Here is a 14,248-nt window from a genome sequence, read left to right on the forward strand (position 1 = left end):
CGTTCTCAGGTACGCCCGGAGGTCTGCTGCTTTAGAAATCTGACCACCGAGGGCGTGTCCCATACGGCGCCACCGGTTTCGCGACCGATTTGTTTGCCATTCGGGTCGATCAGAAAACTGGTCGGAATACCTTCAAGGCTGAGTGTCTGCATGGCGCTGCCGCTTGGATCGAGAAAGATGCCGAGATGGGCGATTTTGATCTCAGCGTAGAATTTCTTGACCGCCGGGAGACCGGCGGTATCGATCGAAACCGGCACCACCTCGAAATGCGTGCTACTAAGCTTAGTCTGCAACCGATCCAAGGTTGGCATTTCCTTGCGGCAGGGGATGCACCAGGTTGCCCAGATGTTCAGCAGCACGTATTTGCCGTGAAAGCTGGTGAGCGTGAGGGGGTGATCCGAGGCGTCGAAGAATTTGAATACCGGCAGCGGTTTTGGTTCGGTGATGTAGAGCGGCGGTGCGTTCCGAATGGCGGCGGCCGCGGATCGCGGCACGCCGAGTGACGCGCCCGCCGCCGCCAGCGTGAGAAAGTTCCGGCGCGAGGCTGCTGGTAGAGTCATTGTGCGATCATCTTTCTCATGACGTGGACGAGTTGCGGCACGGTGATCGAGACCGGGAACAGATTCTGGAATTTTCCGTTGGGCGCCATCAAGTAAATGTAGGTCGAATGGCCGATGAGGCTTTTCCCGGAGGCTTCGTGATCAGTCGCGGTGAAATAGGCGTCGTATTCCTTCGCCACCTTGGCAATCTCCGGCAGCGGACCAGTCAGGCCGATGATTTTGTTGCTGAACTTGGGCAGATAAGCCCTGAGGACGGCAGGCGTATCGTGGGTGGGATCGACGGTGATAAATAGCGGGGCGACATGTTCGGCCAGCTTCCCGAGCGCGGTCATCATGATCGCCAGCTTTTCGAGCGTGAGAGGGCAGTCGTCCGGGCAGCGTGAGTAACCGAAATACACCAGCATCCAACGCCCCTGGAAACTTGCCGGCGTCATCGTCTGGCCGAACTGGTTGGTCAGGGTGAACGGACCGCCGATCGGCGCACCGGGCGGAATCGCCGAATCGGTCGTGGTTGCCAACTTGCCGTGGTGGTTCCAGCCGAGCAGGCGCGCCAGGGCATCAAGGGCACCGTGCGACGTGACGCCCATGGCGCCGGGGTCCACCGCAACGAAGGCGATCGCCGCCCCAAGCCCGACCGCGCCGCCGAGCGCGATTCGCCGCCCGATCCGGTTGCCGCTCGGGACGGTCATCGCGCTGCCTCCGTATCCTGCGCGGGCCTGCTCGCGCGCAGGAATGCCTGCATGACAACGCCCGGCGTCAGCAAAGACGGCAGCATGATGCCGGATGGCGCGCCGGGACCATACACCACGTCGAGCGGCACGCCCTCGCGCCCGAAACTGCGCAGATAGGCGGTGATCGGCGCGCTCGGCCGGGTCCAGTCGGCGCGCATCGCAATCACGCCCGGCGCGCCCAATCGTCGCGCGACCGGGTTACGATCGAGCACCGCGAGCGCGTTCACCTTGCAGATCAGGCACCAGGCAGCGGTGACATCGACGAAAACGACCTTGTTCCGGCGGACCAGCCTGACGATGCGCGCCTGATCGAAAGTCTGCCACACTGCATTGGCATCGCGTTGCCCGGTCGATGGCAGGCTCGCCGGGAGCACCGACGGTTCGATCACCGCGAGAACGGCAGCGGCGATTACTGCCAAGGCGCCGATACGACGCCAACGGTCGTGGTGGCTGTCGAGACGATGGCGCCAGAACAGAAGTGCAAGCATCGTAACGAGCGTGGCACTGGCGATGAGCGCAGCGGTGGGCGACACCACTGCGGCGATGATCCAGACCAGCCAGATCGCGGTGCCCAGCATCGCGAAACCGAGAATGACACGGAGCACGACCATCCAGCGTCCGGGCTTGGGCATCCGGCGCACCAGACCAGGAAAAACCGCCACCAGCAGGTAAGGCAACGCCATACCGACACCTAGGGCCGCGAAGATCTCCAGTACGACCAGTGGATCGCGGGCGAGCGCGAAACCGACCGCAACGCCGATGAAGTGCGCCGAACAGGAAGTCGCGAGCAGCGTTGCAAAAACGCCGGTGAGGTATGCTGCGGTGATGGCGTTGCTGTCGCGTCCCATGGTCGCGGTGCTCGCCGCGAGCCCAGGGAGGGGAATTGGTAACCAATCCCACAGACTTGCGGCAAATAGCGTAGTGATCGCCGCCATTGCGCCCAGGAACCAGGGTTGCTGAAACTGGATGCCCCAGCCGATGGTGGCGCCCACCGCCTTCAAGGCGATCACCACGCCGGCCAGGATCAGGTACGAGCTAACGATGCCGATCGCGGTTGCCAAAATGGTAATCCGCAGATCGCGCCGTCCGCCGCCCGTCGCGCCGGCGAAGCTCATGAGCTTGAGCGACAGGACCGGAAGCGTGCAGGGCATCACGTTCAGGACCACACCACCGAGCAGCGCAATCGCGAGGATCAGCGTGAGGCTCACATCGGCGCTGTGCGGCGGGATCGGGCCGATCACCGGGGTTGCCGAAAACACGGAGGCCGTCGATCCATTTTCCAGTGTGAAGCGGAGCGTTCTGCCGGCAATGTCGGCGATTTTTTCATGCCTGAGGGTAACGCTCAACACGCCGCGCCGGTGCGCGGTATCGAGCGAGACTTTCGGCGCGCCCGCGGTGGCATGGGTAAAATGGTTCTGGATGAACACGTCGGGATGCAACAGGCGCGCGCCGTTGGCATCGATGACGAGGGAAAGGATCGCCGTGTTCTTGTGCGAGACCGATCGGGACACCACCACCCGCGACAGGCGCAGCCCGGCCTGGACCAGCGTGCCCGGCACATGCGTCCATGCTTTTGTGATCAACGATGCCTGCGGCCCAGGTACGGCCAAGCCGGCCGGCAGGGGTAGCAATAGCTTGGCAGTATAGGGGATGCAGATCGTCTTGCACGCCGAATAATGCACCAGCGCGTGCAGCACCATCGGCGCGCCTGGGTGTTTGGCTACAATCGATAGCGGCAAGATGACGCCGCGCTCGTAACCCTGCGTCACCAGGCCGTACAGCATATAGCGGTGCGGCGCCGGCCAATACATGTGAACCGATTTGACATTTTTCGAGCCGGTCCAGCCGATGGATGGCGGAATACCCGCCGCACCCGGATTGCGCCAATAGGCGTGCCAGCCGCGCTCGAGCCTGATCTGCAAGCCGGCGTCGATCTGCGCGGTGTTGCCGGTCGCCTCGGTCGCGGTGATCAGGCGTGCTGCGGCATGTTTGTTGCCGACCCATGGCGTGCTCGCGGCCAAGACCGCCGTCATCGAAGCCAGCGCGAACATGAACGTCAGGATCAGCGTCCGGCCCGCCTCAACACTTGAACGCCGCCAGAGGCTCATCGTGATGTTCCGACCGCCGAACGGACCGGGCGATACGCGAACAGCAAAGCGAAGCCTGGAACCACCACCCATTGCAGCAGAGGTGAGACACCGGTGCCGATCACTGGTAAGACCGGCATCGCGCTCCTGTAGCCCCAGGTGCCACGCACCACGACGTTGAGCCACTCACTAAAAATTGTGTAAGCGACACCGCTCGCGAGTGTCACAAGTATCGCGCGTCTGACATGGGCGAACGGCCATGACGATCCGGCAGTTCCAGATCCGATAAGCATTGTGATCATGCCGATCACCAGATCGCCGATCCAGCAATGCAGCACGGCAAACACACGATAGCCCACGCTTCCGGTCCTTGAGATCGTGTAGAGCGGCAACTGCGCGGTTTCCCAAACCAGGTTGCCGACCGCCATTATGGCCAGATAGCGGCGCAACACGGCGCACCCTACGGGGTTGATCGGCCGTTCAGGTAAGCGTGAGATCGAGTGAGGGCGCTGCGTCAGCATGTTTGCTCCAGCGTGCCGCGATCCGGTAACGCGCCGAAGCGCGCCACCGGCCGCTGCGATGTTAAGACTTGGTCGTGGTGGAGGTGGAGGGCTTGCCCATCATGGAGCCGTGGTGAGCACCCATTTTGCCATGACCCATGTTGTCGGCCATTTTGTTCATCACGCGGGTGCAGGCTGTCATCATCGCCATCATGCCCATCATGCCTTTCATGCCGCCGCCCCCCATACCGGCCTTGCCTTTGCCGGTCATTTTGCCGCCCGACATCATGCCGCCGCCGTCCATCGATTTGGCCTGCGGCGCCGGCGTGGTTGCGGCATTGGCGATGACTGGTGCGGACAGAACGGCAACCGACAACGTTGCCGCAATGTATGCTGTTTTAGACTTCGACATTTGGATTTCCTTTGGGTGATTGACGAGCGGAATGCTCAATTGACGACCGCGAAAACGGTCGGTTTCGGTGTGCCGACCAGATAGACCGCGACCGGCGACGCTGCCATTCCGGCCATGGCGGGCATCCCCGGCAGGCCGACCGGCATTCCTGGAATCGCCAGTCCTTTTGCGGACGACGGTTCGGCTAGGAATTTCTTGATGAGTGGTGCTGGAATGTGCCCTTCGAACACATGGTCGCCGATCCGGGTCAGATGGCAACCGACCAAAGACTGTGGGATGCCTGATGCCAACGTGATCTGCTCAAGGTTTGGCGACGGAACGACCTTTACCTTGTAGCCGTTCTTATCAAGATACTTTGCGTAGGCTTCGCAGCACGAGCACGACGGATCCTTGTAGAGGGTCGCCTCAATCGGTGCGGCGAAAGCCGTGACGGGTGCCAGCACGGCAAGAGCGATGCCGGTATTAAGCAAGGTGCGTCTTTTCATCGGTCGATCTCCTTGGTTCGGGTTTGGCGTCAAGCGACGTTGATCACGGTCATCAGCCCGTTAGCCTGGTGCTCGATGACGTGGCAGTGAAACATCCAGTTGCCGGGGTTGTTCGCGACGAACGCGATATCGACCATGTCTTTCGGGCGCACGATCACGGTGTCGCGCAGGTGCGGATAGGGCTCCCTGACACCATTGCGCGACAGAACCTGGTAGCTGTAGCCGTGCAGATGCATCGGGTGCCAGAACGAGGTGTGGTTCTCCAGCGTCAGCAGTGCGGTGCGGCCGAACGGAATGCTGAAGATCGGCGCCATGCCGTCGTTCGTCCTGCGCCCGTCCTTGATACCCCAGACCGGCGCTTGTTTGCCGTCGGCAAGCATACCCATGCTCATCATACCGCCGGTGATCGTCAGGTGATGGCGCACCGGATTGGTCAGATTCGGTTTCGGCACGGGATTCGGCGGCAGGCCGAGGGGTGCCGCAGGCAAAGACCGGTGATGGGGCGATTGCCGCGTGTAGGCCAGGGTCGCCAGACGATAGGTAGCGCGGCGGCCATAGAAATCATCGACGACCGGGTAGTCCCGACCCGGCTCGCCGATCGCGTCGAGTTGCAGATCGACCCGCTGGGCCGGGGCGATGATCACGCTGCCGGCCGGCGGCGCGAACGGCTGGCAAGGCTGGCCGTCGAGTGCGATGATCGTTACCCGATGGCCGGGAAAGCGAAGCGCCATGAAGCGCGCGAGACAGGCATTGACCAGCCGGACCCGCAGCCGTTCCCCGGCGCGCACCTTAATCGGTTCGGGCACGATGCCGTTGATGGTGACGACACTGCCGATCCGCCCGCTCATCGCGGCTTCCATCGGCGTGTCGAAGCCGGGTACGAACTGATCGTTCGGCTGAAACGCCCAGTCCTGCAACACCCAGAGCAGGTCTCGATCGAACGGCGGTGGTTCCGCTTCCCGGACGATCAGGGCGCCCGCCATGCCCCGGCCCATCTGGTGCGCGGTATGGTCGTGCGGGTGATACCAGAAGGTGCCGGCATCGGGCGGGGTAAACGCATACTGGAAGGCGGCGCCGGGCCTGATCGGCGGCTGGGTAAGGTCAGGCACGCCGTCCATCGCGTTCGGCAGGCGGATACCGTGCCAGTGGACCGTGGTGTTCTGGTCGATGCCATTGACGACGCGGGACCTGAACGGAACGCCCTGGTGCATCGTGACCACCGGGCCGGATACGGTGCCGTTATAGGCAAGAACCGCGGTTTTTGCCTTGTCCGCGCCAAGAATTGCAGCTTGCGCCGGGATCGGCCGCAAGTTGGTGATGACAGTTTGGCCGGCGACCGCCCGGGCCGGTGACACAAAGGGCAGCACGGCCGCCGCGGCGACACCGGTGCGCCCGATTTTCAGCAGGCTTCGCCTCGGCAAAGCCGACGTATGTTCGATTGTCATTAAATCTGGTCCCTCGCAGGCCGTGGATCTGCTATTTCGCAAACCGGATCACGGTCAGATCTGGCGCGTCAGCGCCCGGACAAAGCAGTCTTACCGCCCGTCCGGGGAAACCCGACGGCGGTCAGCTCAGCGAGAGGGATCGAGGTGGCGGCGCATCCGGTATCGGGCGCAAACCGAGATTCAATGACGCGACCGGCGGATGATATGTCGTCGGTACGTCGATAAATGCTACGATGTCTGGGCCGGTGATTGGTAATGCCACGGTACTGGTGCAGGCCGGGGCGATACAACGCGCACTCTTGGGACGATGTTGCGAATCGCCCGGCGAATGATGGTTTGAACACGCATGAGAGGGACAGACCGACGCTGCTGCCGGTGCGGGTTGCGCCATCGGCATCGCCCGCGCGAACACAGGAACACTCGTGGTGATCACGAGAACAAGGGCCATCAGAAAGCGTATCATTAGTCTAAACACCACTGAATAATATGTCCCGCCTCCAACTCTGGCAAGGGGCGCCCCTGCGAAACGAGGGTAGCAGGCGAGGTTCTGGCAGTCCGTGTTCAAAGAAAGTCGGACAAGCTTGCGTGTTCGATCCTCAGGGTGCCAGCAAGAAGGACCGCACCCAGCAACAGGATCAGCGGTGTGACGCCATACGCAATGACCGGAACGCGCTGACCGCTGCCTTTGGCAAGATTCTGTATCTCACGCCCCCAGAAAACCGCACTTAAGGCCATCAGAATGATCGACCCCCACAACCACCAGCGCTCGTAAGGGCCAACCAGCAACTGCAGGCGCAGCGTCCAGGCACCGGCGAGAGCGGACCCGGCCAGGATGATCGGCAACGCGCAACAGGCCGCACAGCCGAACGACGAGATCACACCGCCAAGGCCGAACCTTGCGGACCATCGATGATGCGGCGCTTTCCTGGCATCATCATCGAAATTGGTTGGGCGGGTCATCGGATCGTCGCGCAGTTGCAATACAGCGCACGTTTTGCATTGCCCTGAAGCCCCCATGCCATCAGCGCGATGGCCGCGAGATAGAATCCGAGTTCGTGGGTAGCGATGAAGCCTTGCAGCGGCGTGGCCGCGGCACCCAATGCCGGGAGGCTTGCTGCGATCGCTGCGATGGCAATGGGCAAAACGGGCGAGCAACACAGTAACGGCGCGATCAGCGCGACGAGCGAACCCGAGGCACTGCGGACGACACCCCCACCCGATCCCATCCGCCAGCCATACACGCCGAGCGGCAGGGTCACGGCAAGCAGACCGGCCATCACGATCGCCAGAATCACGTCCTGGGCGGTCAGAAACGGCAATGCGATCAAGCCGACCGCGCCACCGGTTTCGCTCGCCGGCAGCAGCATGAGGTAGAAGGCAAGCAGAACGAGGAAACTCACCACCGCCAGAGTCCGATAACTTGGCCGTTCGAACACCAGGCGCACCGCCTGCGGGACGATCATGAATTGAGCACCGATAGGCATCGTCGCACTCATTTCGAATTTGACGCCATGAAATGTTCGATCTTTCCAAACGTGACGGACGGCGCCGCGGACGTCGTGACGATCTGGTTCCGAGCGTCGATCAGCTGGTAGATGTCCACATAATGGTGAGGATCGTACGCGGTGGCCAACTCCCGGGTGGCATCGCCAAACACGAAATGCGGGTCCTTGAGGAGTGTTGGCGCTACTTGGGCTGCAAATTTTTCGATCGTGATGCCAGGATAACCGCCGTTCTTGTAGTCGCGGAGCACAATGACTTTCAGATGCGACTTGTCGATCAGCGCCTGGTGATGCGCGAGCGCCTTCAGCCCCGCCTTGCAACTGCCGCACCAGGTCGCGACTTCCCAGATCATCAGCTTGTGGCCTGGATAAGTGGCGAGTTCCACCAGATGCCCCTGCGAGCGGAACGCCGCATCCGGTGCTGTCCTGGCCGACGAAGCCGGCGGATTTTCCGGCCCCATGGTGCCGGAGGGTGCGGCCAGCCCATAGCCCGGGATCAGGACGGCTGCGGCGATGCCGGCCAGTTTCGGCGTGAAGTTGCAGGATCGTTTCATAGCGTTGGTTGCTTTCATGGTGAAGATGGTCATCCGGCGCAGCAGGACAGTTTGGCGACGTCCTTCTGAAACCCGAGCGATGCGAGTTTCAGCCCTTCGACCGTCGTCAGATACGGGAACAGCGTGTCCGCCAGATCGGTGACGGTGAGGTTATGCCTGATCGCGAGCGCCGCCGTCTGGATGCTGTCCGCACCTTCGGGTGCCAGAATATGCGCGCCGAGCAGGCGCAGGTTCCCGGCTTGCGCGACCAGCTTGATCAATCCGCGCGTGTCGCGGGCGGCGAGCGCGCGGGGCAGCAAGGCAAGATCGAGTCGAACCGTGCGCACCTCGTTACCCTGGCGCTTGGCTTCGGCCTCGGTCATGCCGACGCTGGCCATCTGCGGATCGGTGAATACCACCTCGGGCATAGCGCGCGCATCATAGCGCCTGACATTGCCGTTGAGGGCGTTTTCCGCCGCCAGTTTGGCGCCGTAGGCCGCCATGTAAACATACTGATCGCGTCCGGTGACATCGCCGGCCGCATAGGTGCCAGGCCGCCGTGTCGCGAGATACTCGTCGGTTAGGATCGATCCGTTGCGGTCGAGCGCGATGCCTGCCGCCTCGAACCCCATGTCATCGGTATTGGCGCGCCTCCCAGTCGCAACCAGGACACGCGCGGCCTCGATGGTCTCGGTGCGATCCTCGATCATGACATCGAGGGCAATACCGGTCTCGCTGCGCCGGATGGCGTGATATCGGGCGCCATCCCGGATGGTGATGCCCTCATCGCGCAGATATCCGGCAAGGGCGTCGCTGATCTCCGGCTCGCTGCCCGGCAACAACCGGGTGCGGCAGACGATGGTGACCGCGACACCGAACCGCGCAAACATCTGGCCGAGTTCGCAGCCGATAACGCCGCCGCCGATGATCAGCAGGGATGCGGGCAGAGCCTCCAGTGCGAGGGCGGCGGTGCTGGTCAGGTAGGGAACCCCATCCATTCCAGGTATTGTCGGCACGGCGGCCGAAGCACCGGTCGCGATCAACACCCGATCGGCCGGAAACATCGTCCCGGCTGCCTCGATACCAGCCGGGGTGAACCGCGCGCGGCCCGGAAGATACCGTATTGTCTCATATTCCGGCAGCAACGCCTGATACTTTGCGGCGCGGAGATCGGCCACTAGCCGGTCTTTCTGCGCGATCAGGGCCGACCAATCGTCAAGCCTGCCGCCGCCTGAAATGCCGGCGAAGCGCTGGGCCGAATTCGCCCGATGCAGCGCCTCGGCCGCACGGATTAGGGTTTTCGACGGCACGCAGCCAACATTGACGCAGGTGCCCCCGATCGTACCATCACCGATCAGCGCCACCGTCGCACCGAGTTCGCTCGCCCGGATCGCTGCGGAAAATCCCGCCGAGCCGGCGCCGATCACCACCAGATCGGGGGTCGACGATGTTCTGGTTGCGCGGCTATCAAGCCTTGTCACGGCGTCCATGCGTTTGGTCCTTGTCGTTCGTGCCGGGTCGGTCTAGGCGACAAGGTATGGGATCTGTAGTAAGTCCAGATACAAGCGGAAAAGCTTCTCCTGCGTTCACGAAGGCGCGAGACAAGGCGGGACCGATGATCCCGATCGGCGCGTTGGCCCGCCAAGCGCGCTGCAACATCGAGACCATCCGGTTTTACGAAAAAATCGGCGTCCTTGCCAAACCCGGCCGTAGCGCCGGCGGCCACCGGATGTACCGTCCCGCCCACGTCGAACGGTTGAACTTCATCCGCCGCGCCCGGGAACTCGGCTTCACCCTCGATCAGGTGCGTGCCCTGCTGCGCCTCTCAGACGAGCGCGACCGCCCGTGCGCAGAGGTGAAATCCGTTGCGCAGATACATCTCACTGAAGTGCATGCCAAAATCGACGATCTTCTTTCGATGCAAGGAGCGCTCACCGATCTGATAAGCCAATGCGACACCGGTGATGGAACCGACTGCGCGCTCCTCGAAGCCTTGTCGCGTCATCAAGCGCCATAGCGTGAACGCGATCATCTGCTCAAACGCCCAGCCCACGGCCTCGTCCAAGCTGCCATGAAATCCCGTCGTCGGTAACCATTCCAACAACCTCCCGGCCAAGATTGCGCTCGATGACCGGGCGCCAGGGCACGAGGGTGAATTCCCGGGCATTCTCAATCAGCGCGTAGCGACCGGAAGCAAGCTGCACCGTCTCGCGATGGGTGCCGCGGATCGTCTCGCCTCGCGTCGCCAGACGGAATGGCAGGTCCCTGGTTGTAGCGATGTGTTGCCCCACGCGGGTCAGCTCTCGGCGTTCGAGCGTCGCCAACAAATCGCGCCGATAGAGCACACGCCCCATCCCGTCCCGGCTCGCATCACCCTGCCCGATATGGTGCTGACGCCGCTGCTCCAAGGCCGCTTGGATCTCTGTACCGAAGCCGGCCGATGCGATCGGCATGCGATCCCTGCCGATGAGCTGCCGGTCAAGCCAGGTGGCGCCGTCACTGGCGATCTGCGTCTCGAGGTCAAGTGTTGTCAGCACGCTCAGGGTGGCCGGGGGTGTTTGCCTGGCATCATGCTGGGCAGCACGTTGTTCAAACCCAGTTGGAACGCGCCATTGATCTGCATCCAGCCGCTCGACAACTCCCGTGCGTCGTAAGGTTTCGAGCCGACGAATATGCGCCTCGACGTAGGCATCCGGATCAGCGATCCCTTGATCGGCACGCGCCATTATCAGGTGATCTGCGGTCCGATATAGTCCGTCGTGCTCTGCCGCAATGTGTGCGATGTTTCGATCGGCGGCACGTGGTTGCCGACCTGCCGCGCCAATCTCGATGATGGCGCCCATCGATGTCGTTTCGATGTTCGCGATTTGGGTTGGAAGCTCGATGTAATGGGCGCGACCGTCGATGCCATCGACCACCAGATGAACGCGGTCACCCAGTTCGTCGGCACCAAGCCCGCGGCCAAGCAGCCGGCCGATAATGGGAGCTGCTATCGCTTCGTCCTTGCCATGAATGACAATTTGTTCGGCACCCCGTTCTATCCGGTGGCTCGCCATCGCGCGGTGCATGGTTTTGATGATGTCACCCTGCTCGCCGAGTTGGCGGAGGGTCTGCTCCATTTGTGGTTTCAGCGACCAGCGTCCGGTATCGATCTCCTGGGCAACATCAAGCCGCTGCAGCGTTTGCAGTCGCCCTATCCGGAGATGTCGATCGAAATCGCCATGACGCGCCTGTGGGGTGACTCGCGTGTCGATGATATCGGTGGCCGTTTCTCCTGCTTCTCGCAGCAGAGCGCGGTCGATCCGGGTCAGTCTTTCCTGATCGACTTCGCGAGACAGTTTTTGCTGACGCTCGAGGACGGTTTGCGGGCCGAGCTCGATCGTCGCGAGTTCCGACGCGCGTTCACGGATACCGTGCGCAAGGTAAGCGCCGGCGATCACGAGATTCTCGCCCCGTTCATCGACGCCGCGGATCACGATGTGCGTATGAGGATGGCCAGTGTTGAAGTGATCGACAGCAACCCAATCAAGCTTCGTCGCCAGATCCTGCTCGACTTGCCGCATCAGGTCACGCGTGAAGGACGGTAAATCCGAGAGCTGCGGTCCATCCTCGGGCGCGACGATCAACCTGAACTGGCGTGGATCGCCATTTGCGCGATCCAGAAATTCGGAACCATCAGCGCGATCCGATGTCGCCGAATAGAGTTGTCCGGGAGCACCATCGCGGGTCACGCCATCACGCTGGAGATAGCGCAGATGGACGGCGGCGGCGCGGCTACCGGTCCGCATCAGGGTGTAGCGCGCCTTGACCACAACCCTTCGGGCGCCGGGCATGGTATTCGACCATCCACGGGGTGATGCGGCCCTACCGCGCGCGAAGGTGGCGCCACGTCCTCGCTTGGCGGGAAGGCTGGCAATATGACGACCGGCGTCCGTTGTTGGGGATGCAACTGATCGGCCGAGTGCCCCTGCACGAGATATCGCGCGCTTGATTTGCGCCGATGCCAGAGCCGGGCGGTCACCGCCGGTCCGCTTCCGTCCAAGCTGGGGACGGAGGGGCAGATCATCTTGATTGTGAGCCATCGCCCGATCATGCCGATGACCGCTGAAATCGAGAAGGTGCTTTGGTGGCACTGCAAGATTTGAAGCGAAGACGCGCATCTTGGTAGAATGGACGTGCGTCTCGGCAAGTTCTTGGCACGGTGCATGGCCTCGCTAACCCAATGTGCAGACACGAAAATCACGGCGGTCGGGGCCGTGTGGTGCCATGCACCTTTATCTTGCCCTCCCTCAAAAGCGAAATCTTCAATGGCCTTCATGCAATTTTGTCAGCCGCCAGTTGTCGCCGTCTGCCGCTTTTGATACGCCTCGCTACCGTTTTGCTCGCTACGACGCGAAACATCGCTACGCTTTTGTCACAGCGCGGTTGGCGCGCGAATTCATGACAAGAGCACACACATTTTTCGACCTGAACCGCAGGCAGTCCGGACGTTTCATGGAGCCGGATCGGTTGGCAGTTGCGATTTGGTTGACTCAGATCTTGCCAGGAATAGATCATTTTCGGTGCTTGCCGAAGGACGCATAGTCTTCCGCAGATCAGTCGCAGCTCGATAGGCGAACATCGAAACGGGCGCCCGACTTGCGATGACCCGCGGGGTTTCGATCAGTTCGTTGATCCTGGGGATGACCGCCGCAAGATAGCGTTCCGTTTGCGCTGGAAGTGCGCGACCGGTGCGAAGAGTTTGTTCAACCCGGGCAGGACCGGCGTTGTAGGCTGCCAGAAACCATGGCACGCCAAATCGATCGAACATTTCGTGCAGGTATGCAGCACCGGCCATGATGTTGTCGCGCGGTGCATCCGGATTTGCCCCGAGATTGTAGCGGATGCGCAGTTCGGCATAGGTCCGCGGCATTACCTGCATCAGGCCTATTGCGCCGGCCGCTGATCGGATCGGTTGCCCGTTCAGTGTCAGATGGCCGCCGCTCTCGACGCGCATCACGGCCTTGATCCAACGTTCTGGCACGCCGAAGCGACGCGAAGCTGCTGCGATGTCGGGCTGCCAGATGGCTATGCGGGTTCTGCCGTTGTGCGCAAACGTTGCGGGGTTGCGGCAGAGAGGTGACCCATGAAGCGGCACGAACAACGCTGCTTTGGCAGCAAGACCGCACGTTGTGGCCAAGGTTACGAGGGCCACGAATTGCAGCTTCTGGCGGTGAATATGTCCAATAACGCCACAAGACGAAGCGCCGCGAGCATACTCGCTTCAGTCGACGGCAGAGCGTGCCAGACCGCGCCGGTTGAGCCGCCTTTGACGTTCGCTGCGCGCGCCATCGGTTCGATGATCGGCAAGGGCGGCAGTATTGCCCTCCCTGGGCGGAACAACAGGATGGTCCGGGGAGGATGATGGCGGGTCATGGCACGTGACTTCCGGGGATCCAAAGCGGTGTAACCCGACCGATGACGCTGCTGATCGGCGTCGGCCCGAAATACCGTCCGTCGAGCGATGTCGGCACGTTGGGGATCAGCACGAAGATGAACCCGGAAGGGAGGCGGCCGCAGCCGGCCCAAGCAATCAGCCTGCGTCCACGCCCGTCGCGCATGAGCGCATTCGCGACAGGACGCCCGTCAATCGATACCTGTCCGTGCTGCTCGCAAACGGTGCGCCCGGCGATGGCGGCGACGCGCTTGAGTAGCGGCACACCAAGCGGCAGGTAATCCCGCTTCGAGAACAGCGTCGCGCTGCGCCGGGCCGGCCAGAACAGCACGAAGTCCCCGACGCGCAGGTGATCCCGGCTCGATTTTGGCAGAACACGCCATAGACCGATGGGTGTGCTGGCGGTGGAATTCCACACGATTATCGGTCGCGCGTGCAGTGCGGATGCCGCCATCAAGATCAAGCCAGCGATACCGCCGAACAGCACCCTGCGCGTCGGATGATGGAGGTGCATCATGACGCGGCAATGCTGTCGGCTTGCAGCCAGACGTGACCAAAG

General features: G+C 62.2%; 15 protein-coding genes. 1 reads left to right on the forward strand and 14 read right to left on the reverse strand.

Going from position 1 to position 14,248, the window contains the following annotated elements; translation table 11 throughout:
- Positions 1-5: 5 nt before the first annotated feature.
- From AruPA_RS13435 to merA, 11 genes are all read right to left on the reverse strand, one after another.
- Positions 6-560, reverse strand: coding sequence for a thioredoxin family protein (locus AruPA_RS13435; RefSeq protein ID WP_265637227.1), 555 nt, complete (start codon positions 558-560; stop codon positions 6-8).
- Entirely contained in the window at positions 557-1,249 is a 693-nt protein-coding gene (locus tag AruPA_RS13440) for an SCO family protein (RefSeq protein ID WP_265637228.1), read from the reverse strand. The genes AruPA_RS13435 and AruPA_RS13440 overlap by 4 nt, the downstream gene beginning before the upstream one ends.
- Positions 1,246-3,399, reverse strand: a complete 2,154-nt coding sequence (locus tag AruPA_RS13445; protein ID WP_265637229.1) for a protein-disulfide reductase DsbD — start codon at positions 3,397-3,399, stop codon at positions 1,246-1,248. Before AruPA_RS13445 ends, AruPA_RS13440 begins: the two co-directional genes overlap by 4 nt.
- On the reverse strand, positions 3,396-3,899 hold the full coding sequence (locus tag AruPA_RS13450) for a hypothetical protein (protein WP_265637230.1): 504 nt from the start codon (positions 3,897-3,899) through the stop codon (positions 3,396-3,398). Before AruPA_RS13450 ends, AruPA_RS13445 begins: the two co-directional genes overlap by 4 nt.
- A 61-nt stretch (positions 3,900-3,960) precedes the next feature.
- Positions 3,961-4,329 carry a hypothetical protein gene (locus AruPA_RS13455; RefSeq protein ID WP_265637231.1) on the reverse strand — a complete coding sequence of 123 codons (369 nt, stop codon included), beginning with the start codon at positions 4,327-4,329 and terminating at the stop codon, positions 3,961-3,963.
- Positions 4,326-4,775 (reverse strand): DUF411 domain-containing protein, encoded by a 450-nt coding sequence (locus AruPA_RS13460; RefSeq protein ID WP_265637232.1) that lies wholly within the window; start codon positions 4,773-4,775, stop codon positions 4,326-4,328. The genes AruPA_RS13455 and AruPA_RS13460 overlap by 4 nt, the downstream gene beginning before the upstream one ends.
- 29 nt (positions 4,776-4,804) lie before the next feature.
- Positions 4,805-6,220 (reverse strand): multicopper oxidase family protein, encoded by a 1,416-nt coding sequence (locus tag AruPA_RS13465; protein ID WP_265637233.1) that lies wholly within the window; start codon positions 6,218-6,220, stop codon positions 4,805-4,807.
- A 561-nt stretch (positions 6,221-6,781) separates the two neighbouring features.
- Complete coding sequence (locus AruPA_RS13470) at positions 6,782-7,180, reverse strand: hypothetical protein (RefSeq protein ID WP_265637234.1); 399 nt, start codon at positions 7,178-7,180, stop codon at positions 6,782-6,784.
- Positions 7,177-7,704, reverse strand: a complete 528-nt coding sequence (locus AruPA_RS13475; RefSeq protein ID WP_265637235.1) for a hypothetical protein — start codon at positions 7,702-7,704, stop codon at positions 7,177-7,179. The genes AruPA_RS13470 and AruPA_RS13475 overlap by 4 nt, the downstream gene beginning before the upstream one ends.
- An 8-nt stretch (positions 7,705-7,712) precedes the next feature.
- On the reverse strand, positions 7,713-8,276 hold the full coding sequence (locus AruPA_RS13480; RefSeq protein WP_265637236.1) for a redoxin family protein: 564 nt from the start codon (positions 8,274-8,276) through the stop codon (positions 7,713-7,715).
- Positions 8,277-8,305: 29 nt separating this feature from the next.
- The gene (merA, locus tag AruPA_RS13485; RefSeq protein ID WP_265637237.1) at positions 8,306-9,745 is read right to left on the reverse strand and encodes a mercury(II) reductase; all 1,440 of its coding nucleotides are present in this window, start codon (positions 9,743-9,745) and stop codon (positions 8,306-8,308) included.
- Between the two features lie 125 nt (positions 9,746-9,870).
- Between merA and AruPA_RS13490 the strand changes: the two genes are divergently transcribed.
- The gene (locus AruPA_RS13490; RefSeq protein ID WP_265637238.1) at positions 9,871-10,272 is read left to right on the forward strand and encodes a helix-turn-helix domain-containing protein; all 402 of its coding nucleotides are present in this window, start codon (positions 9,871-9,873) and stop codon (positions 10,270-10,272) included.
- 19 nt (positions 10,273-10,291) lie between these two features.
- Here AruPA_RS13490 and AruPA_RS13495 read toward each other — a convergent pair whose 3' ends face one another.
- From AruPA_RS13495 to AruPA_RS13505, 3 genes are all read right to left on the reverse strand, one after another.
- Positions 10,292-12,088, reverse strand: a complete 1,797-nt coding sequence (locus tag AruPA_RS13495) for a DUF3363 domain-containing protein (protein WP_265637239.1) — start codon at positions 12,086-12,088, stop codon at positions 10,292-10,294.
- A gap of 659 nt (positions 12,089-12,747) precedes the next feature.
- Positions 12,748-13,392, reverse strand: a complete 645-nt coding sequence (locus AruPA_RS13500; RefSeq protein WP_265637340.1) for a lytic transglycosylase domain-containing protein — start codon at positions 13,390-13,392, stop codon at positions 12,748-12,750.
- Positions 13,393-13,666: 274 nt separating this feature from the next.
- Positions 13,667-14,206: a S26 family signal peptidase gene (locus tag AruPA_RS13505; protein ID WP_265637240.1), complete on the reverse strand. Its 540-nt coding sequence runs from the start codon at positions 14,204-14,206 to the stop codon at positions 13,667-13,669.
- Positions 14,207-14,248: the final 42 nt, after the last annotated feature.

The sequence above is a fragment of the Acidiphilium sp. PA genome (genome assembly GCF_026191915.1).
GTDB lineage: Bacteria > Pseudomonadota > Alphaproteobacteria > Acetobacterales > Acetobacteraceae > Acidiphilium.